Source organism: Demequina litorisediminis, assembly GCF_030161615.1.
GTDB classification, from domain to species: Bacteria; Actinomycetota; Actinomycetes; order Actinomycetales; family Demequinaceae; genus Demequina; species Demequina litorisediminis.
Window position 1 is genome coordinate 2,052,724 of the sequence record NZ_BSUN01000001.1, and the last position, 20,874, is coordinate 2,073,597.

Consider the following 20,874-nt stretch of genomic DNA (forward strand, 5'->3'; position numbering starts at 1 on the left):
GACCCAGCCACGGCATCGGCCGCGCAGGAGGACCCGACGGAAGGCGACGCCAAGGCCTAGCCGCCACACACGAAGGCCGCCGGACCCGTGAGGGACCGGCGGCCTTCGTCATGGGTGCGAGGGCGTCAAGGAGAGGGAGAACCGCCCTCGCGGTTGGCGAAGCGCTGCTGGAGCATCACGGCGCCCACGATGATGACGCCCTTCGCGACCAGGCTGCACCGAGGTGGACAGGTTGTTCTGGGTGAACACGTTGGTGAGCGTCGAGAACAGCAGCACACCAAGGACGGTGCCGCCGATGGTGCCGCGTCCGCCCACCAAGAGCGTGCCGCCCACCACGACTGCCGCGATGGCATCGAGCCTCGTACAACTGGCCATGCGTGGACGTGCCCGCCGTGGTGCGCGACAGCAGCATGGTGGCCGCGATGCCCGCGCAGGCGCCGGCAAGCATGTACAGGTACACGGTGTGCCTACGGACGTTGACACCCGCGAGCCGCGCGGCGGTGGCGTTGCCGCCGATCGCGACCGTGCGGCGTCCGAACGTGGTGCGGTTGAGGAGGAACCACCCGCCGACCGCGACCAGGACGAAGATCCACACCACCCAGGAGACGCCCAGGAGGTCCCCGCGGAAGAAGTCGAGGAAGCCGTCGTTGCTCACCACCTGCGTCTGACGCTGGGAGATAAGTTCGGCGAGGCCCCGCGCCGCGACCAGCATGGCGAGCGTGGCCATGAACGCGACCACCTTGCCGTACGCGATGATGAAGCCATTGGTCAGTCCGGCGAGGGTGCCCACCGCGACCGCAACAAAGACCATGAGCGGCCAGAAGCCGTCGGCGGCGGTCTGGATTGCTCCGAGGCTCGCCACCACGGAGGATAGCCCGAGCACCGATCCCACGGAGAGGTCGATGCCGCCTGCGGTGATGACGAAGGTGACTCCGACGGCCACCACGCCGATCACCGACGCGAGGCGCGCGATGACCAGGAAGTTGTCGTAGTTCATGAAGTTCTCGCCTGCGGTGACGGCGCCCACCACAACGAGTAGCGCCAGCGCGATCACCAGGCCGATGTTGCGGCCAGCGGTGGAGGAGAACATCCGTGCCAGCGCCGGGCGGTCATCGCCTGGAGGCGCTGCGGCGGCGGTGCCGGGAGCATCGGGGGTACCCGATGCCGGCGCGGACGGGGTGGTGGTCGGCTCGCTCACGCGGCACTTCCCTTCATGACGAGGTCGAGCACGCCGTGCTCGTCGATCTCGGTGGCGGGACGGACGTCGAGGATGCGTCCGTCGGCGATCACGTGGACGCGGTCGGCGAGGCCGAGCACCTCCTCGATCTCGCTCGACACGACGAGGATCGCCGTGCCGGCCGCCGCGAGGCGGCGGATGAGGGTGTAGATCTCCACGCGCGCGCCCACGTCGACGCCGCGGGTGGGTTCGTCGAGCAGCAGCACGCGGGTGCCGTGGATCAGCCACCGCGCGAGCATGATCTTCTGCTGGTTGCCGCCCGAGAGCGTGCGGGTGATGCGGTCGGGCTCCGCGGGGCGCAGGTCGAGGTCCCGCATCTGCTCGGCGGTGGCGCGGCGTTCGGCCGCCTCGTCGAGCAGCCCTCCTTCGCGAAGCGCGAGAAGGTGGACAGGGTGGCATTGCGGTAGATCGGCTCTTCGAGGATGAGCCCCTGGCTCTTGCGTTCCTCGGGGGCGAGGCCCATGTCGGCTGCCACCGCGTCCCGCACGGAGCCGGGACGCAGGACTTTGCCGCTGACCCTCACCGTTCCGTTGGATGCCTTGCGGTGCCCCGCGATGGTTTCGAGGATTTCGGAGCGCCCGGAGCCCACCAGGCCAGCCAGACCCACGATCTCGCCTGCCCGAATGGTGAGGGACACGTCCTCGAAGCGGCCGGCGAGTGCGAGCGAGTCCACCTCCAGCACCACCGGGGCGTCGGCTGCCACCGGCACGCGCGGAGGGAACACGTTCTCCACGTCGCGCCCCGTCATGAGGGAGATGAGCTCGCGAGTCGGGGTGGAGGCGACGGGGAGGTTGGAGGCCTCAGAGCGGCCGTCCTTGAGCACGGTGATGCGGTCGCCGATGCGCTCGATCTCCTCGAGGCGGTGCGAAATGTAGATGACGGCGATGCCCTGGTGGGTGAGGCTCCTCGACCACGCGGAAGAGGTTGTCGACCTCCTCCGAGTCCAGCACCGCGGACGGCTCGTCCATGATCATGAGGCGAATGTCGTGGGACAGCGCGCGTGCCATGGACACGATCTGCTGATTGGCGGGGGAGAGGGTCCCCACCTCGCGGGTGGGCGACAAGTGTGCGTGTCCCAGGCGCGTCATGATCTCGCGCGTGCGCCGGTTGGCCTCTCTCCTGCGCAGCACCCCGGCCTTGTCGAGCCTCGTGGCCCAGGAAGATGTTCTCGGCGATGGTGAGGCCCTCGACAACATCGAGTTCCTGGTACATGGTCGCGATGCCGAGTTCGAGCGCGGCGACGGGGCTGTCGATGGTGACGGGCTGGCCGTTCCAGACAATCTCGCCCTCGTCGGGCTGGTGGGCGCCGGACAGGGTCTTGATGAGGGTGGATTTGCCGGCGCCGTTTTGGCCCAGCACACAGTGGACCTCGCCTGGGCTCACCTGGAGGTCGACTCCTTTGAGCGCGCGGGCGCTGCCGAAGGTCTTCACGAGGCCCCGGACCTCGAGTAATGACACGGGGTGGTCGTCTTCGATCACGCGACGAACATAACATGCACGTCCGGCGCCGTCGCAAGGGGCGGCGCAGCGCGCGAGACGGCGCGTCGTGTGTGGCTGAGGTGGTCGCATCGGCCATTTACCTGGTATTTCGTCTCCATGGCAGCGTGAATCGGCATCGCGACCGTTGCCAAACCGTTATGACGAAGAACAAGCAAAAGTTGCGCGTTGGCCGCAAAACGCTGCTAGCGTGACGAATGTCAGTGTGGACATCAACCGCCCGAACCCGCGAGGGGAGGGGCCCTGGGTGCACCGCATCGCTGGCAACGACGACAGTGATCCACATCAGGAGGAATCCATGTACGCATCCCGCTCGACGCGCAGGCGGATGCTCGCGGCCGGCACCATGGCGATCGCCACGGTCGCCCTGCTCGCGGGCTGTAGGCTCCGACGACACCGACGGCTCCACCGACGACGCCTCGACCGACACCACCGCAGAGGCGGCCGCCGAGGAGGGCGACTCGGGAGAGACGGTCGTGATCGGCTTCTCCGGTCCCGCTGCCGACCACGGCTGGCTCGGTGCCATCAACTCCGCGGCCATCGCCGAGGGTGAAAGCTACGACGACGTCGAACTCAAGGTCGCGGAAGGCACCAACGACGCGAACCTTCAGATCAGCCAGGTGGAGACGTTCGTCAACGACGGCGTCGACGCCATCGTGCTCCTGCCCACCGACGGTGCGGCACTCACCGAGGCCGCCATCAACGCCATGAACGCCGGCATCCCCGTCGTGAACGTGGACCGCGAGTTCTCCTCCACGGAGGCGGCGCGCGTCACCATCCTCGGCGACAACTACGGCATGGGCGTCAGCGCAGGCGAGTACATCTGCGGCAAGGCTCGGCGACCAGCCCGACGCGGTGGTGGCAGAGATTGCAGGCATCGACTCGCTGCCGCTGACCCAGGACCGCACGGCAGGCTTCAACGACGCGCTCGCCGAGTGCGGCTTGTCCGTGTCCGCCCGCGTCGCGGCCGACTTCACCATCGCCGGTGGCCAGGAGGTCACCGCACAACTGCTGTCCGCCAACCCCCAGATCGATGCGATCTGGAACCACGACGACGACCAGGGCATCGGCGTCCTGGCCGCCATCGACGAGGCGGGCCGCGACGAATTCTTCATGGTGGGCGGTGCCGGTTCCGCCAACGCCATGAACGACATCAAGGAGGGTGACACGGTCCTCGAGGCCACCGTCATCTATCCCTCGACCCAGGCGGCGGACGGCATTGCGCTCGCCCGCCTGCTTGCTCAGGGCAAGTCCATGGGTGACCTGGTGTCGCCCGGAGTTCCGCACCGCATCGTGCTCGACGCCCCCGTGGTGACCGCGGAAAACGTCGACGAGTACCTCGAATACGGGTTCGAGTCCTGACCTCCCGGTCGGGGCGGGGGAGCCATCGCCCCCGCCCCGACCGGTGTCGCCGCCCGCACCCCCATCTGACAGGAAGAGACTCACACGATGACCGACACCCTTCGCGTCGCCATGATCGGCAACGGCTTCATGGGGGCAGGCTCATTCGCAAGGCTGGCGGGTCGCCCCGCGGTTCTTTGACCTCCCGGCACGGCCGCAGATGGCGGTGCTGGTGGGGCGTGACCCGGAGAAGAACGCACGGCTCGCGGATCAATGGGGGTGGGAATCCGCGTCCGAGGACTTCGCCGCCGTGATCGCGCGCGATGACATCGACGTGGTCGACATCGTGACGCCAGGCGACCTGCACTGCGAAATGGCCATCGCGGCACTCGAGGCGGGAAAGCACGTCCTGTGTGAGAAGCCGCTCGCCAACACGGTCGACGAGGCACGACGTATGGCCGATGCCGCCGCAGCGGCCGCCGCGCGTGGGGTGTTCGCGATGGTCGGCTTCACCTACCGCCGCGTGCCAGCCGCCGCCTTTGCTCGCGAGCCTGGTAGCCCGCGGCACGGTGGGAACGGTGCGCCAGGTGCGCGCCCAATATCTCCAGGACTGGCTCGCCGATCCCCAGGCGCCGCTGACGTGGCGCATGGACAAGGCGAAGGCGGGGTCGGGGGCGCTTGGCGACATCGGCGCCCACGCCGTGGACCTCGCACAGTTCATCACGGGGGACGTCGTGACCGACGTCTCCGGCGTCATGGAGACGTTTGTGAAGGAGCGGCCGATGCTCGGGGCAGGCCAGGGCCTGTCGGGTTCGGTCGGTGAGGGGACAGGTCCCGTCACCGTGGACGACTACGCCTCGTTCTCCGGACGGTTCGCGTCCGGCGCGCTCGGCGTCTTCGAGGCGACTCGCTTCGCGACGGGGCACAAGAACGGACTGAGGATCGAGGTCGCGGGGGACAAGGGGGCCGTCCTCTTCGACCTGGAGGACCTCAACGCGTTGCAGGTCTACGACGCGACGGCTCCGGCGGGACAGCAGGGCTTCACGCGGATCCTCGTGACCGAGCCCGAACACCCCTACGTTGACGCGTGGTGGCCGGCGGGCCACATGCTCGGCTATGAGCACGGCTTCGTGCACCAGGCGAAGGACCTCGTCGAGGCGCTGGCAGCAGGCGTGCAGCCGCGGCCCTCTTTCGAGGACGGATACCAGGTGCAACGGGTGCTCGACGCTGTCGAGCGGTCCGCCGGCGCGGGCTCCGCCTGGCAGGCCACGGCGGCCTGAGACTACTGAAGAGAACTCAAGGAAGAGGACTGACGATGACCCGACCCATCTCCCTGTTCACCGGCCAGTGGGCCGATCTCCCGCTCGAGGAGGTCGCCGCGCTCGCGGCTCGCTGGGGCTTCGATGGCCTCGAGCCTTGCGTGCTGGGGCGACCACCTCGACGTCAGCCGCTGGGACGATAAGGCCTACGTCCAGGGCAGGCTCGACCTCATGGAGCGTCACGGGCTGCGCATCGTGGCGATCTCGAACCACCTCACCGGCCAGGCGGTGTGCGACGACCCCATCGACCGGCGCCATCAGGAGATCCTGCCGGCGGCGGTCTGGGGTGACGGCGACGCCGAGGGTGTGCGTCGGCGCGCCGCTGAGGCGATGATGGACACTGCCAGGATGGCTGCGCGGCTCGGCGTGCGCACCGTGGTCGGCTTCTCGGGCTCCAAGATCTGGAAGACGGTCGCGATGTTCCCGCCGGTGCCCGCCGACATGATCGACGAGGGGTATCAGGACTTCGCGGACCGGTGGAACCCCATCATGGACGTGTTCGAGGCCGAGGGGGTCCGGTTCGCTCTCGAGGTGCACCCCAGCGAGATCGCGTACGACTATTGGACCGCCAAGCGCACCCTCGAGGCCATCGGCCATCGCGAGTCGTTTGGTCTCAACTGGGACCCGAGCCACATGGTGTGGCAGGACGTGGACCCGGTGGGGTTCCTGTGGGACTTCCAGGACCGGATCTATCACGTGCACTGCAAAGACACCCGTCGCCGTCTCAACGGTCGCAACGGCCGTCTGTCCTCGCACCTCGCGTGGGCGGATCCGCGGCGCGGCTGGGACTTCATCTCCACCGGGCACGGCGACGTGCCGTGGGAGGACGCCTTCCGCATGCTCAACGCCATCGGCTACGACGGCCCGCTCTCCATCGAGTGGGAGGACGCGGGGATGGACCGTCTCAAGGGTGCGCCCGAGGGCCTCGCGTTCGTGCGCGAGCACGCCTTCGATGCCCCCGATGCGGCCTTCGACTCGGCCTTTACTCGACCGACTGATTGCCTGGCGCGCGGCGGGACCGGAGCATCGGCCCGCCGCGTCGTCTATGCGGTGACGTCGCGGACGAGCGTCTCGACGCTGTCAGCGGACAGCGCGAGCCTGAATCGCCATCGACGAGGCGCCCGAGACGGCGGCCTTGTCGGTGCCGCGGGACCGGACAATCTGGAGATTTCCCGATGCCAGCGGCGTGGACCGGGCATACACGGCTTCCCGTGCACCCGCCAGGAGGTGGTCCCCGGCATTCGCGACGGGCCCACCGAGGACGATGACGGCAGGGTTGATGAGGCTCACGCACGTCGTGAGCACGCGGCCGATGATGCGGCCGGCTTCGCGCACGGCACGAATCGCGTCGATGTCGCCCTGGTTGACGGCCGCGGCGACGTCCTGGGGGCCGTGAACGTCGAGCCCGCCTTCGCGGAGGTGGGCCGCGATGGCGGGACCGGCGGCGATGGCCTCGAGGCAACCGGTGGACCCACAGCGGCAGGGGACTTCGTCGGCCTCCGGCACCCAGACGTGCCCGATGTCGCCCGCGATGCCCATGGCTCCGCGGTGGACACGGCCTCCGGCGATGACGCCCGCGCCGATCCCGGTGGACACCTTGATGAACAGCAGGTCGTCCACCTCGGGCCAGTGGTCGTTGTGCTCGCCCAGCGCCATGACGTTGACGTCGTTGTCCACCAGGGTGGGTACGCCGAACGCGCCGGTGAGGGTGGCTGGCACGTCGAAGCGGTCCCAGCCGGGCATGATCGGCGGGTCAACGGGACGGCCAGTGGTGTGCTCGACGGGACCGGGAAGGCCGACGCCGACGGCCCTGAGGAACCCGGGACGGTCGAGTCGTGCGAGCAGTTCCTGCCCGTGCTCCACCACCCAGGCGAGAACCACATCGGGCCCCTCGGCGACGGCAAGTGATTCCTTGAGGTCGACCAGCAGCGTGCCTTCGAGGTCGCTTACCCCGATGTGGACGTGGGTCGCGCCGATGTCCACGCCCAGCACTCCGTACGACGTGCCGTCGAACGCGAACTGACGGGAGGGGCGCCCTCCGGTGGAGGCGGCATCGGCCACCGACCGGATGAGCCCGGTGCGCAGAAGGGCGTCGACGCGGGCTGCCACGGTGGAGCGCGCGAGGCCGGTGAGGGTCGCGAGCTCGGAGCGCGTGCGGGGCTGGCCGTCGCGCAGCAGTTGGAAGATCTCCGACTGCGCGGAGCCGCTGAGGGTCTCTTGTCCGCGCGGGTCGAGCATGGGTGAATGCTACCGGACTAAGGAATCCAGAGGCGTCTTGCTGGGGCCCTCCTCGCCGACTTATGGACTGTGGTCGTCATAAGTCGGCGAGGGGAGCCTGTCAGAAGTTGTCCCGCTCGCCGTTGATGTCGAAGGTGTACGACGGGATGAACTCGATGACGATGTGGTCAGCGTCGAGCCCCGCCTCCTCCATGCCGGCGTAGATCGCCTCGGTATCCGGCAGCGGCGGCGTGCCCTTGGCCACCACGTAGATGACGTCGTCCTCGCGCGGGGTGACGGACACGATGGACCACTGGGTGTCCGCCGTGAGGTCATTGAGGTAGTTCTGGACCGACGAGATTCGACCGCTGTTCTCGATCGCGTGGGCCGTGGACCACGCGAGCGGACCGGACACCAGCAGGATCAGCGCAGCGGTGGTCAGGTAGACCCGCGCGCGCCGTCGTCGCTCGGCCTCCTTGTCCTCCACCTCGAGGAGCCGCAGTTTCGAGTATCCGTACACCGCCATCACGATCGCGCCGGTCGCGAGGATCGCGGCAACGTTGGTGACGAACAATAGGAGCGCGCCGAGCGCCTGTGCCCACGCGCCCGATTCGAGGGTCAAGCCCACGACGCACAGCGGTGGAACCAAGGAGATCGCGATGGCGACGCCGGGCAGCGTGTCCGAGATGTCGGACCGTACCAGCGCGATGGACCCCACCACTCCCGTCGCGAGCGCCGCAAAGAGATCGATCAGGCCGGGGGAGACGCGCCCTGCGACCTGAGCGTTGGTGGAAGCCACCATCGGCTGGACCAGGAGCAACCCCAGCAGAAAGCCCACCGCGACGGCCGCAGCGGCGCCGGCGCACATGATGATGATCGATCGGACCAGTTGCTTGCGATCGCCCAGCACGGTGGCGAGCATCGTGCCCTGAATGGGCCGCATCAGGGGCGCCACAATCATGGCGCCGATGACCGTGGCGGTCGAGTCTGCCGCCACACCCGCCGTCGCGATCGCCGCCGCAAGGGTCAGGAGAAGCCAGAAGCGCGTGTGCTGTGAGCGCACGGTGGGGCCTTCGAAGAAGACCGCGTCGCGCATGTACTCGACGCTGTTGAGCCTTTCCTGACCAGCGAGTCTCCCGCGTCTGGGAGGCCCACGTCGTCATCCGAGAAGCCTTCGCCTTCGCCGCAGCGAACTCGGCCTCGGACAGAATGCCGGCGTTCTTCATCTCCGCCGCCTTGCTCAACTGGGACATCAGGTCATCGCCCACCGAGACCGCCGGCGCGGCCTGCACGGGTGCCGCCTGAACCTGGGCCGCCTGCGGCTGTTCGACGTATGCCTGCTGCGCGTATGCCTGCTGCTGGCGCGCCTGGGCGCGGCCAGCCTGACGCCTCGCAACGCTGCCCGAGACGGCCGTGGCCGTGCCGGAGATCACTGCGGTGCGCGCCATTGTTCCCAGAAGGCCGGGGCGGCCAATCCTGCGGGGCATGTCAGTTCTCCTCGTTCTCGAGGGCCTCGATCTCGGCGAGAACCTCGCTGACGACCGGGCCAGGGACACGGATAGATTCGGCGAGTTCGCCTCCGGCGGCCGCGACGGCGTCGCGCAGGGGCTTCACCCAGGTGTGCTCGAATACCAAGATGGCGGCGGCTCCGCCCACGGGAAGATCGGCGGCGAGCTCGTCAACATCGTCCGAAGACACCAGACCATCGATGCGGTCCGCGAGGGCGGCAAGGCGGCCCACCTCGGTGCCGTCTGCGACCTGATCCAACTCCACGAAATCCAGGCTCATCCTCGCCCGTGCGACGCACAAAGAGGCCATCCACGATGCTGATGGTGCCGGCCTCGACCAGCCTTCCGAGCTCGCTCACAATGCTGCCGTCGAAGGTGCCGGACTCGAAGCCGATCACCACGATCTCAATGGGTCCCAACGTCATGGGTTGGTCCTTCCCGTGAAGATGCGGGCGCCGCGTCGACCCCCGTCACGGCGAGGCTATTCCTGGTGGCACGGCACGGCAACATAGACACGCGTGTGGGAGGCGCCACGCCGTGGGCGAACGGCGGTTGAGCCCGCGCAGGCGCGAGTGCTAACCTGGCCGTGTTCCTCCCGGCAGACACCAGGTCGCGGGTGAGGAGCGATCCCCAGACTTCCAGGCGTCAGCGGACGACGGCGTACGCGCCTACCCGGACGCCACCAGGGGATGACTCGCATTCACATTTCTCCAGAGCCGCCCCGGCTCGTGCGAGGGAAGGATCAGTGTGACCGACACCACCGTGGCCAGCGCGGACAACAGCGCGGCCCTCAGCGCCATGAAGGCTTCCTCGCCTTCAGGCACTCGCCTCCGAGCCTCGGCGTTTCTGGCGTGAAGAAGATGCGCAAGGGCGACCTCGTCGAGGCCATCAAGAATGGGGGCGTTGTGCCCGCCAAGGCCGCTCCCAAGAGGGCGCAGGCGCCCAAGACCGAGGCCCCGAAGCAGGATGCTCCCGCCGTGAAGGCAGACGCGCCGCAGGTCGATGCTGCGAAGGCGGACGCCGCGCCGCAGACCGACGCCGCACCGCAGCGCTCGCGCCGGAGCCAGTCGCAGGGCGGCCAGCCGCAGCAGGGCCGTCAGACCGCGCAGGGCGACGCACCGCAACGCTCCGCCGGAGACGAGGACCGCTCCGAGCGTGCCCGTCGTGCTGCCGAGGCGCTGCAACTGCCCGGCACCGAGCAGGCAGAGAAGGACGCTCAGGACGAGCGTCAGGGCGGCAACCGCGGCGAGAACCGCAACAACGCGGCCAACGATGACGACGACGAGCGCGGCGGTCGCCGTCGCCGTGGCCGTGGCCGTGGCCGTGGACGTGGCCGCGACCGGGACGACGTCGTCGTCGCAGGCGGCCCGCAGGGCCGTCAGGACGAGGACGACTTCCGCGACGACGAGGAACTGACTCCCGTCGGCGGCATCGTCGACATTCTCGACAACTACGCGTTCGTGCGGACCACGGGCTACCTTTCCGGGAAGTCGGACGTGTATGTCTCGATGAACCAGATCAAGAAGTACGGCCTGCGCAAGGGTGACGCGATCACCGGTTCGGTCCGTCCTCCCCGTCCGGGTGAGCGCGGCCAGCGCCAGAAGTTCAACGCCCTCGCCACGGTCGACACCGTCAACGGCGTCTCGCCCGAGGAGGCGAAGGGTCGCAAGGAGTTCGGCGACCTCACGCCGCTGTACCCGCAGGAGCGCCTGCACCTCGAGACCGAGTCGCGCCTCCTGTCGACCCGGGTGATCGACATCGTCGCTCCCATCGGTAAGGGCCAGCGTGGCCTCATCGTGTCGCCGCCCAAGGCCGGTAAGACGCTCATCATGCAGAACATCGCGAACGCGATCGTGGCGAACAACCCCGAGGTTCACCTCATGGTGGTGCTCGTCGACGAGCGTCCCGAGGAGGTCACCGACTTCCAGCGCTCCGTCAAGGGTGAGGTCATCGCCTCGACGTTCGACCGTCCCGCAGGCGACCACACCCAGGTTGCGGAGCCTCGCGATCGAGCGCGCCAAGCGCCTCGTCGAGCCTGGGCCAGGACGTCGTGGTGCTGCTCGACGGCATCACTCGCCTGGGCCGTGCCTACAACCTGGCCGCCCCGGCATCGGGCCGCATCCTGTCCGGTGGTGTCGACTCTGCCGCGCTGTACCCGCCCAAGAAGTTCTTCGGCGCCGCGCGCAACATCGAGAACGGCGGCTCGCTGACCATCCTCGCGACCGCGCTTGTCGACACCGGTTCCAAGATGGACGAGGTGATCTTCGAGGAGTTCAAGGGCACCGGCAACATGGAGCCTGCGCCTGTCGCGTCAGGCTCGCCGACCGTCGCATCTTCCCGGCCGTGGACGTCAACGCGTCCGGCACGCGCCGCGAGGAGATCCTCGTGTCGCCCGAAGAGCCTCAAGGTCATGTGGAAGCCTGCGTCGCGTGCTCACCGCGCTCGAGCCGCAGGCCGCGACCGAGCTCCTGCTGGGCAAGCCTGCGTGAGAACAAGACGAACGCCGAGTTCCTCATGCAGGTCGCGAAGACCACTCCTGGCAAGGACGACGTCGACAACGAGTTGACCTCCAAGTAGCTCGTACGCCACAGGGCCCCGGAACCGCCATCAGGTGGTCCGGGGCCCTGTGCTGTTCTTTGAGCGCTGGCGGGACATGGCGGTCACAATGTGGCGAAATCTGGTCCTCATGTCCCGCTAGGAAGCGCGAGCCGCGTCGCGACCGTCGCGAGCACGAGTTCGCGGCACCAGTCCGGTCGCCGCACAATGTCGTTCCACCCGAAGCGCAGCACTGTGTAGCCCGCGGCGGCCAACTCCGCCTGGCGCGCGCGGTCGGCGTCGCGGGCGTCGCGCGTCGAGTGGTAGCGGTCGCCGTCGAGTTCGACAGCAACCTTGGCGCGCATGTGGAGCATGTCGACCACGGCTCGGCGTTCCCGCAGGATGAGTGGCACCTGCCACGCGAAGTCTCGAAACCGCGCGTCCGCAAAGGTCTCGTGCTTCGCTCGTACCTCTAGCGGTGACGTGGCGCCATCGGCGAACCATGCGAGGACGCGCTGAAGGTCGCGGCGGGCGGGGATGCGGGGCGTCCGAGTCAGGGCAGCACTCAGCGCGTTCGCCGCACACACCTTGGCCCACAGGGCGCGCCACAGCAGATCCAGCCTTTCTGCGGGCGCTGCGGCGCGCCACATGTCGAGGACGGCGATCTCGGCCACGGCACACGCGACGCCGTGCGCGTAGCCCCATGCGCTCTGGCGGTCGCCCTGGACCACATGCACCCACTCGGGCGCTCGGGGCCGGTGACCATTCGGTACCCGGATCTGCGCGTCGTGTCCTGGCGCGAGTGACGCGTCGTAGAGATGCACTGCCAGGCGCCCCGTGACGAGCGCTCCCGGTTGCCAGAGATTGAGTGCTTCGCCTCTCACACGGGGTGTGCCGGCGTACCGTGCGCCCGCGTACACGCCGGGCAGTATGCGGATGGCGTCGCCGCGACGCAGGGCGCTCTCCAGGGAGCGTCTGGACCAGCCAGAGATCACGTCCGCCCGGGTGAACGCGTGCTCGTTGGACGCGAGGAACTCCCCGAGCGAGCGGTCGCGAGCAGCGAGGTTGGGGAGGGGGCGCATGACCGCCATCCGATCACGCGGGCCGGCGGCGGTGGGACGGGCGGGACGATCTGTGGACAGCGGCGTCGCGCAACGGGACATGAGAGTCACTTCTGGGCAATATCTGGCCCCCATGTCCCGCCAGGAGACACCGTTGCATTTCTACGAATCTGAGAGCGCAAGTCAGATGTCGAGAACTCCACAAACCAGGACAAACGTCACAATGAGTGCTACCCCTGGTCCTCAGGTCGTGACGAAGCGACCTGAGGCCCCGGCACAACCGTCGGGACCGCAGGCGTCACGTACCGGGAGGGCCGGACCGGCCTTTCCAGCATGACGTCGCGGCCGCCCCCGCGTCCGCGGCGTCCTTCACGCACGGAGGACTGGATGCGCAAGACCATGCTGGCAGCGACCACAGCAGCGCTTCTTGGGGGAGCATGCTCGCGGGGCCCGCCGCGACGGCGGCACCGCCCGAGGAAGACGACGTGGCGCAGGCGCCACCATCGGACAACATGCCCAACCCGCTCGACGAGAAGCGCTCGGCGCTGCGCGAGGCGGCCATCACCGGCGTGCTGGACGGCGAGTTGGAGACCGAGGAACGCGACGGCAGCACCGTCGTCAAGGTCGGCGAAACCACCGAGGCAGCGACCAACGCGAATGCCCGCGGCGGCAAGGGAAAGCACTGGAACACCAAGGACCAGTACGTCGAGGCTCTCCCGCGAGGCGACGGACAGGATCTTTGTGGTCCTCGCGGAGTTCGGCGACACCCCGTCGCCCACGGGCACCGCGGAGGACGCGCAGCGATCGGAGGGTCCGCTTCACAACGAGATCCCCCAGCCCAACCGCAAGGTCGACAACTCGACCGTGTGGCAGGCGGACTACAACCAGGAGCACTACCAGGACCTGTACTTCGACGGCGACGAGTCGCTACGCGACTACTACGAGACGCAGTCCTCAGGCCGGTACAGCGTTGACGGAGAGGTCACCGACTGGGTCAAGGTCGGCTACACCCAGGGTGCCTACGGCAACGATGCGTGCGGCTCGAACGTCTGCTCGGACGTCTGGGACCTCGTGAAGGACGCCGCGAACGTCTGGTACCAGGACCAGGCTGGACCAGGGCCGCTCGGTGGACGAGGTGAACGCCGACCTCGCGTCGTTCGACGTCTGGGACCGCTACGACTACGACGGCGATGGCGACTTCAACGAGCCCGACGGCTACATCGACCATTTCCAGATTGTTCACGCGGGCGGTGACCAGGCGGACGGGGACCCCATCTACGGTTCAGATGCCATCTGGTCGCACCGCTGGTACGCGTACTACACGTCGGCCGGCTCGACGGGTCCGGACACCAACAGGCTCGGCGGTACCGAGATCGGTGACTCCGGCGTGTGGATCGGTGACTACACGATGCAGCCGGAGAACGGCGGCCGGAGCGTCTTCTATCACGAGTACGGTCACGACCTCGGGCTTCCGGACGACTACAACGTGCAGTCCGGTGGAGACAACAACAACGAGCACTGGACGCTCATGGCGCAGAGCCGACTGAACGCCAAGAAGGACGGCGGACTCGGCGAGCGCGGCGGCGATCTGGGCGCCTGGAACAAGCTCCAGTTGGGCTGGCTCGACTACGAATACGTCGAGTCGGGGACCAAGAAGATCGTGAACCTCGGCCCCTCGGAGTACAACACCAAGAAGCCGCAGGCCGTGATCGTTGGCCTTCCCGAGAAGACGGTCACCACGGATCTCGGCGCGCCCGCCGAGGGTGATCTGCAGTGGTACAGCGGCACGGGTGATGACCTCACCAGCACGTTGACCAGGGACGTTTCGGTTCCGGCCGATGGCGCGGCGCTCACGTTCCAGGCTCGCTATGACATCGAGTCGGGCTACGACTACTTCTACGTCGAGGTGGATTCCGGCTCGGGTTACGTCCCGATCCAGGGCAGCCTCACCACGACGGAGGACATCTTCGCGACCGATGGCACCGAGGCGGACTGGGTGGATGCCACGTATGACCTGAGCGCCTTCGCGGGCCAGGACGTCTCGCTGCGGTTGCGGTACACGACCGATGGCGGCGTCGCAGGCAATGACCCCGACGTGGCGGACGGCATCTTCCTTGACTCGATCGCGGTGGATGGGGTGTTCGCGGACGGTGCCGAGGACGGTGACAACGGCTGGACGGTCGATGGCTTCACGGCCGTGGGCACGGAGAGCACGGAGTCATACCCGAACTACTACATCGCCGCGAACCGCACTTACACCTCGTACGACAAGTACCTCAAGACCGGCCCGTACTTCTTCGGGTACGCCAGCGCCAAGCCGGACTTCGTGGACCACTATTCGTACCAGGAGGGATTGCTCATCTCGTATTGGGACCTCTCGTACTCGGACAACGACACGTTTGCCCACCCGGGTAGCGGTAGGAACCTGTACATCGATGCTCACCCCAAGCCGCTGAAGGACGTCAACGGCAACCTGTGGCGCTCGCGCGTGCAGGTCTATGACGCCCCGTTTGGCCTGACGCGCACGGACACCGTGAAGGCTCCATGTCGACGGCAAGAAGAGCACCATCAAGGGCACGTGGGGCAACCCGGTCTTCGATGACACGGATCAGTACTGGTACGAGGAGCCTGCCGAACCACGGCGTCGCCTCCCGGCGACCGGTACCGAGATCCGGGTGCTGTGGCAGCACGGCACGTCGATGACGGTGAAGGTCTCCTAACCCTCGGGGTGGCGGCCCGGGCACCCGGGCCGCCACCCTCCCTCATGAAGGCGGGCCGATGCGCAGGCTTGCTCCCGTAGCGCTCGCGGCGGTAGCCGCCGCGCTTCTCGCCGCGTGCGGCGGGGGAGAGGACGATGCCGTGACAACCAGCAGCGCTCCCGAGCCGACCGAGGCATCGGCCGCGTCGACGCCGAGCCCCACCGCGCTCCCGACCCTTGCCGGTGCCACGGCCCCGCCCACGTCGCCCACCGACGTCACCCCCGCCGCCGTGGTGGCGGGCAGGGTGACGGCCGTGTCCGCGGGATGCGTGGAGGTGACGACGGACGATGCGGTGGTGTGGTCCTTGTCGGGGGAGGCCCATGCCGTGGTCGGCGACACCGTGCTCGCCAAGGTGGCGCCGCTTGCCGAAGGCGTCGCATCGTGTGGTCCCGGCCGCGGTGCGCGACTGGAGTCGCTGGAGGTGGCCGGGGGTTGACGCCCGTGGCACAATAGAGGGCTGGCCGTCCGGTTCACCGACCGCGAAGTACGCGCAAGGACCCGGAGGCACTCTTAAGGGAGATCATGAAGAAGGACATTCACCCCGAGTACGTGGCCACCACTGTCACGTGCACCTGCGGCAACACGTTCGAGACCAACTCGACCGTCAAGAGCGGCGAGATCTCGGTCGAGGTCTGCTCCGCTTGCCACCCGTTCTACACGGGCAAGCAGAAGATCATGGACACCGGTGGCCGCGTCGCGCGCTTCCAGAAGCGCTACGGCAACCAGAAGTAACCCGAAGCCTTACCGACGACGACGTGGCCGAAGCCTTCGCAGCCGTCCAGCCTCTGCTGGACGAGTATTCCGACATTGAGCGTCGCTCGCCGACCCTGCCATCCATGCGGATGCCGGGAGATCGCGCACGCTGGGCCGTCGGTTCGCGGAGCCTCGGCCGCGTCGTCGCCGCGCATCGGGCCTGGGAGTCCGCCCAGGATGACCTCGCCGCCGCTCGGGAGATGGCCGATGCCGACCCCGAGTTTGCGGCCGAGGTGCCTGCCCTGGAGCAGGCAGCCGAGGGCGCGACGGAGACTCTCCGCCGCATCCTCATCCCTCGCGACCCGGACGATTCCCGCGACGTGATCCTGGAGATCAAGTCGGGCGAGGGTGGCGAGGAGTCCGCGCTGTTCGCGGGCGACCTGCTGAAGATGTACTTGAAGTACGCCGAGTCCAAGGGCTGGAAGGCCGAGGTCCTCGAGTCCACCGAGACGGACATGGGCGGCTACAAGGACATCTCCGTGGCCGTGAAGGCCAAGGGTTCCGTGGAGCCCGAGGACGGCGTGTGGGCGCACCTCAAGTACGAGGGCGGCGTCCACCGCGTCCAGCGCGTGCCCGCGACCGAGTCGCAGGGCCGCATTCACACCTCCGCTGCCGGCGTGCTCGTGTACCCGGAGGCCGAGGAGGTCGAGGACCTCGAACTCGACATGAACGACGTCCGCGTCGACGTCTACCGCTCGTCTGGCCCCGGCGGTCAGTCCGTCAACACCACGGACTCCGCAGTGCGCCTGACTCACCTGCCCACGGGCATCGTGGTGAGCCTGCCAGAACGAGAAGAGCCAGGCTCCAGAACAAGGAGTCGGCCATGCGGATCCTGCGTGCCCGCCTGCTCGCCGCCCAGAAGGAGGCGGCAGAGGCCGAGGCTCAGGACATGCGTAAGTCGCAGGTGCGCACGGTGGACCGCTCCGAGCGCATCCGCACCTACAACTTCCCCGAGAACCGCATCGCGGATCACCGCACGGGGTACAAGGCGTACAACCTTGACCACGTCCTCTCGGGCGACCTCCAGCCGGTCATTCAGTCCGCGATCGATGCCGACGAGGCCGCGCGCCTTGCGGCGCACGAGGCGTAGTTGCCTACCGTCGGGGCGCGTCTGAAGGACATCACGCGCCGCCTTGCCGATGCAGGCGTGCCGTCGCCGGAGACCGATGCCGTGGCGCTGATGGCGCACACGTTCAAGTGGGAGCCCGGCCAGGTGCGTACCGCCGCGCTGCGGGATGACTGCTGGCCCCTCGATCCGCTGGACCACGACCTCCTTGAGGCCCGTGTCGCGCGCCGCGCGATGCGCGAGCCGCTGCAGCACATCACGGGCAAGGCCTACTTCCGCAACCTCGACCTCCAGGTGGGCGCTGGCGTCTTCGTGCCGCGCCCCGAGACGGAAGTGGTGGCGCAGGCCGCCATCGATGCGGCACGCGCCGCGACGCCGGGGCGCGACGGCAAGGTCCGCGTGACGGACCTGTGCGCGGGCTCGGGCGCCATCGGCCTGTCCATCGCCGACGAGGTCCCGCACGCCGAAGTGTCCATGGTGGAGGCCTCCGAGGGAGCCCTCGTCTATCTGCGCCTCAACGCCCGCGGCCAGCGCGCGGACGTGCGCGAGCGCACGCGCACCCTCCTGGGCGACGCCAAGCGCTGCCTGCACCTGTTCGAGGGCTGCGCCGACGTCGTGGTGTCCAACCCGCCGTACATCCCGCCCGACGGGGTGCCGCGCGACCCCGAGGTGCGCGACTACGACCCGCCTGTGGCGTTGTACGGCATGGGCGAGGACGGGCTCGACCTGCCGCGCGCGATCATCGACGAGGCGGCCCGACTGCTACGCGTGGGCGGCACGCTCATCATGGAGCACGCCGAGAATCAGGGCCCAGCGCTGCGTTCCTACTGCGAGCGCTCGGAATTCTGGGCGGGTGCGCGCACGGAGCAGGACCTCACGGGACGCGACCGGATGCTCATCGTGACGCGCGTGGGAGTCTGAGACACTACTTGTCGTGATCTTCCCCTGCTCTGACCCTGCGACGTGGGGTCCCAGCCTCGACGCCGCCGTCGACGCGGTGAGCCGCGGCGCTGTGATCGTTCTTCCTACCGACACCGTGTACGGGGTCGGGGCCGATGCCTTCAACGCCGATGCGGTGGCGGCAGTCCTCGCGGCCAAGGGCCGCGGACGCCAGATGCCACCGCCCGTGCTGATTCCCGACGCCCGCACCGTCGATGGCCTCGGCTACGACGTCCCCGCCGCCGCGAAGGCCCTGATGGAGGCCTGCTGGCCGGGGGCGCTCACCGTCATCGTCCACGCCCAGCCGTCGCTTGCGTGGGACCTGGGCGAGACCCACGGCACCGTGGCGCTGCGCGTTCCCGACCACCCGGCGGCGCTCGCGCTACTGAAGCGCACGGGCCCCCTCGCGGTCACGAGCGCGAACAAGACGGGGCAGCCTGCGGCGACCACCGCATCGGACGCGCAGGCGCAACTGGGCGACGCGGTCGCCGTCTACCTGGACGGCGGCGACAGCCCGCTCGGCACCGCGTCCACCATCGTCGATGCGACCGACCCCGCGGGCCTGCGCGTCGTGCGGGATGGCGGCATCTCGCGGGAGCGTCTGGTGGAGATCGTCGGCGTCGAGGCCTTCGCGCCCGAGGCAGACGCGCAGGAGGCCGACGGGTGAAGGTCTACCTCACGCTCCTGGTGATCGCGGCGCTCGTCACGTACGCCGCGACGCCCGCGATGAGGCATCTCGCGTTCAAGGTGGGTGCCGTCACCGCGGTGCGCGACCGAGACGTTCACAAGGTCGCGACGGCACGCCTCGGCGGTGTCGCCATCTTCTCCGGCCTGGCGGCCGCCATCGCCTTCTCGAGCAACATTCCGTTCCTCGAGCCGGTGTTCGAGACCAGGCTCGGCGGCGTGGAGCGTCGTCGCGGGGGCCGGTCTCGTATGCCTGCTCGGGCTCGCGGATGACATCTGGGACCTGGACTGGATGGCGAAGCCTTGGCGGTCAGGTGTTGGCCGCGCTCGTGATGGCCTGGGGCGGCGTCCAGGCTGGTGTCGGTGCCGATCTTTGGCCTCACCATCGGCAGTTCGTACCTCTCGCTCGCCGCGACCGTCATCGTGGTCGTCGTGGCCATGAACGCCGTGAACTTTGTGGACGGCCTTGATGGGCTCGCGGCAGGCGTGATCGCCATTGGAGGCGCCGCCTTCTTCACGTACACGTATGTGCTGGCCCGGTCCGCGTCGCCGGGCGACTACTCGTCGCTTGCCTCGCTCATCCTTGCGGTCCTCGTGGGGGCGTGCCTGGGATTCCTGCCGCACAACCTGCATCCCGCCCGCATCTTCATGGGTGACTCGGGGTCGATGGTGCTCGGTCTCACCATCGCGGGTGCGGCGATCATCGTCACGGGACAGATTGATCCCGAGGTGGTTTCGCAGCGCGAACGCATCCCCGCGTTCATCCCCATCGTGCTGCCACTCATGGTCGTCGCAGTGCCGCTGATCGACATGACGGCGGCGGTGATCCGGCGCACGCTCAAGGGTCAGAGTCCCTTCATGCCCGATGCGCACCACCTGCACCACGTGCTGCTGCGCGTGGGTCACTCTCACCGCTGGGCCGTCTCTGTCCTGTACCTGTGGACCGCGGTGCTGTCGTTCGGCACGGTGTCGTTGGTCTTCCTGCCGCTCGGCGCGGCGCTAGTGCTTGCCGGGACGGGCCTCACCGTGGCGGCGCTGTTCACGTTCTCCCCGCCGCTCAGGCGCCGGCTATCACGCGGATGGCGAGCCGCGGGCAGGGGAGTCAAGCCGCTGCAGCGCCTCACGCCCGAGGGCCGCAGGGAAGACGACGAGCCCGACGCCGACGCCGCCACTGACGCCGACGCCGCCACTGACGCCGACGCCGCCACGGCATCGGCCCCTGTTCTGAACTCCGGCGACGACGCCGCCCCCGCCGGGGGCGTCGCCACTCGCCATCGCCCCGCAACCGAGGAGGAGACGTGACCGAGGAGTCGCGCACCTACCGACGCGCGCTTCGCGTCACCATCATCGTCATCGTCGCCCTGGCGGTGATTGCCGTGCCTGTGGGCCTCCTGGTCGCGGGCGGCGCGGGCCTGCTCGCCGCGGAGATCGGCGTCGCGGTCGCGGCGCTGGCGGGCCTCACCACGCAGATCGCGATGCTCGTGGCTCACCAGAAGCCGCCTCACCTCATGGCCGCCTACATCGGCGGATCGTGGCTCGCGAAAATGCTCATCATCATCGTCGCGCTGCTCGTCCTGCAGGGCGTCGAGGGCTTCGAAAAAGAGATCTTCGCTGGTTTCGCCGTGGCGGGAGTCCTCGCGACCCTCGCCGTGGACTTCTCTGTCATCCGCAAGGCTCGCATTCCGTACGTGGATGGCGGTTCCTAGGAACGCCCCACATGCGTTAGGCTTCCTACGCATCACGGCCCCCGGCGTGCTCGGCAGCCCCGCCCGCGCGTGCTCACAACACCAGGAGAAACTTCTGTGGCGAATTTGGCCCTGGTTTCGGCGATGACCGCCGCGACCGAGACCGCGTCCGACGCCGAGTCCTCGACCGGCTTCTTCGGATGGCTCTTCGGATCTGACGGCTTCCATGCCCCCACGGTGGATGAGTTCTTCCCGCCGGCACTCCTCTTCGAG

The 20,874-nt window shown here is 68.4% G+C and carries 14 protein-coding genes and 8 pseudogenes; 15 read left to right on the top strand and 7 right to left on the bottom strand.

The annotated features are described in order from the left end of the window. Positions 1 to 125: 125 nt before the first annotated feature. A pseudogene (locus tag QQK48_RS12595) lies at positions 126 to 1,198 on the bottom strand (ABC transporter permease). Then, positions 1,195 to 2,806, bottom strand: a pseudogene (locus QQK48_RS12605) (sugar ABC transporter ATP-binding protein). The pseudogenes QQK48_RS12595 and QQK48_RS12605 overlap by 4 nt, the downstream one beginning before the upstream one ends. Before the next feature lie 125 nt (positions 2,807 to 2,931). On the opposite strand from QQK48_RS12605, the pseudogene QQK48_RS12610 reads away from it, so the two are divergent. The 4 pseudogenes from QQK48_RS12610 to QQK48_RS12625 form a co-directional block, all read left to right on the top strand. Next, a pseudogene (locus QQK48_RS12610) lies at positions 2,932 to 3,426 on the top strand (substrate-binding domain-containing protein); the annotation flags it as partial. Between the two features lie 121 nt (positions 3,427 to 3,547). Then, positions 3,548 to 4,096, top strand: a pseudogene (locus QQK48_RS12615) (substrate-binding domain-containing protein); the annotation flags it as partial. A gap of 111 nt (positions 4,097 to 4,207) precedes the next feature. Then, positions 4,208 to 5,355: pseudogene (locus tag QQK48_RS12620) on the top strand (Gfo/Idh/MocA family protein). A 35-nt stretch (positions 5,356 to 5,390) separates the two neighbouring features. Then, positions 5,391 to 6,381 (top strand): annotated as a pseudogene (locus QQK48_RS12625) (sugar phosphate isomerase/epimerase family protein); the annotation flags it as partial. 93 nt (positions 6,382 to 6,474) lie between these two features. Here QQK48_RS12625 and QQK48_RS12630 read toward each other — a convergent pair. The 3 genes from QQK48_RS12630 to QQK48_RS12645 form a co-directional block, all read right to left on the bottom strand. Continuing rightward, positions 6,475 to 7,632 (bottom strand): ROK family transcriptional regulator, encoded by a 1,158-nt coding sequence (locus tag QQK48_RS12630; protein WP_348523793.1) that lies wholly within the window; start codon positions 7,630 to 7,632, stop codon positions 6,475 to 6,477. 100 nt (positions 7,633 to 7,732) lie between these two features. Continuing rightward, positions 7,733 to 8,707, bottom strand: coding sequence for a TIGR00341 family protein (locus QQK48_RS12635; RefSeq protein ID WP_284328679.1), 975 nt, complete (start codon positions 8,705 to 8,707; stop codon positions 7,733 to 7,735). Between the two features lie 392 nt (positions 8,708 to 9,099). Next, positions 9,100 to 9,399 (bottom strand): DUF6325 family protein, encoded by a 300-nt coding sequence (locus tag QQK48_RS12645; protein WP_284328680.1) that lies wholly within the window; start codon positions 9,397 to 9,399, stop codon positions 9,100 to 9,102. A gap of 580 nt (positions 9,400 to 9,979) precedes the next feature. Between QQK48_RS12645 and rho the strand changes: the two are divergent. Next, a pseudogene (gene rho, locus QQK48_RS12650) lies at positions 9,980 to 11,696 on the top strand (transcription termination factor Rho). A 107-nt stretch (positions 11,697 to 11,803) separates the two neighbouring features. On the opposite strand, the gene QQK48_RS12655 reads toward rho, so the two are convergent. After that, on the bottom strand, positions 11,804 to 12,736 hold the full coding sequence (locus QQK48_RS12655; protein ID WP_284328681.1) for a type IV toxin-antitoxin system AbiEi family antitoxin domain-containing protein: 933 nt from the start codon (positions 12,734 to 12,736) through the stop codon (positions 11,804 to 11,806). A 209-nt stretch (positions 12,737 to 12,945) separates the two neighbouring features. Beyond that, positions 12,946 to 13,398 (bottom strand): hypothetical protein, encoded by a 453-nt coding sequence (locus QQK48_RS12660; protein WP_284328682.1) that lies wholly within the window; start codon positions 13,396 to 13,398, stop codon positions 12,946 to 12,948. Between the two features lie 58 nt (positions 13,399 to 13,456). Between QQK48_RS12660 and QQK48_RS12665 the strand changes: the two genes are divergently transcribed. The 10 genes and pseudogenes from QQK48_RS12665 to QQK48_RS12705 all read left to right on the top strand — a co-directional run bounded on the left by QQK48_RS12665 (position 13,457) and on the right by QQK48_RS12705 (position 20,622). Continuing rightward, positions 13,457 to 13,969 (top strand): immune inhibitor A domain-containing protein, encoded by a 513-nt coding sequence (locus QQK48_RS12665; RefSeq protein WP_431308345.1) that lies wholly within the window; start codon positions 13,457 to 13,459, stop codon positions 13,967 to 13,969. Beyond that, positions 13,851 to 15,317, top strand: coding sequence for an immune inhibitor A domain-containing protein (locus tag QQK48_RS12670; protein WP_284329392.1), 1,467 nt, complete (start codon positions 13,851 to 13,853; stop codon positions 15,315 to 15,317). The genes QQK48_RS12665 and QQK48_RS12670 overlap by 119 nt, the downstream gene beginning before the upstream one ends. A gap of 176 nt (positions 15,318 to 15,493) precedes the next feature. Next, the gene (locus QQK48_RS12675) at positions 15,494 to 15,910 is read left to right on the top strand and encodes a RodZ family helix-turn-helix domain-containing protein (RefSeq protein WP_284328684.1); all 417 of its coding nucleotides are present in this window, start codon (positions 15,494 to 15,496) and stop codon (positions 15,908 to 15,910) included. A gap of 86 nt (positions 15,911 to 15,996) precedes the next feature. Beyond that, on the top strand, positions 15,997 to 16,206 hold the full coding sequence (gene rpmE, locus QQK48_RS12680; RefSeq protein WP_084077040.1) for a 50S ribosomal protein L31: 210 nt from the start codon (positions 15,997 to 15,999) through the stop codon (positions 16,204 to 16,206). Positions 16,207 to 16,229: 23 nt separating this feature from the next. Continuing rightward, positions 16,230 to 17,317 (top strand): annotated as a pseudogene (prfA, locus tag QQK48_RS12685) (peptide chain release factor 1). After that, positions 17,318 to 18,214 carry a peptide chain release factor N(5)-glutamine methyltransferase gene (gene prmC / locus QQK48_RS12690; RefSeq protein WP_284328685.1) on the top strand — a complete coding sequence of 299 codons (897 nt, stop codon included), beginning with the start codon at positions 17,318 to 17,320 and terminating at the stop codon, positions 18,212 to 18,214. It begins immediately after the preceding pseudogene. 16 nt (positions 18,215 to 18,230) lie between these two features. Next, positions 18,231 to 18,899: an L-threonylcarbamoyladenylate synthase gene (locus QQK48_RS12695; RefSeq protein ID WP_284329393.1), complete on the top strand. Its 669-nt coding sequence runs from the start codon at positions 18,231 to 18,233 to the stop codon at positions 18,897 to 18,899. Next, positions 18,896 to 19,189, top strand: coding sequence for an MraY family glycosyltransferase (locus QQK48_RS20115; RefSeq protein ID WP_348523616.1), 294 nt, complete (start codon positions 18,896 to 18,898; stop codon positions 19,187 to 19,189). Before QQK48_RS12695 ends, QQK48_RS20115 begins: the two co-directional genes overlap by 4 nt. Positions 19,190 to 19,279: 90 nt before the next feature. Further along, entirely contained in the window at positions 19,280 to 20,218 is a 939-nt protein-coding gene (locus QQK48_RS20120) for an MraY family glycosyltransferase (protein ID WP_348523617.1), read from the top strand. Next, positions 20,215 to 20,622, top strand: coding sequence for a Cg1360 family ATP-synthase-associated protein (locus QQK48_RS12705; RefSeq protein WP_284328686.1), 408 nt, complete (start codon positions 20,215 to 20,217; stop codon positions 20,620 to 20,622). The genes QQK48_RS20120 and QQK48_RS12705 overlap by 4 nt, the downstream gene beginning before the upstream one ends. The last annotated feature ends 252 nt before the right edge of the window (positions 20,623 to 20,874 follow it).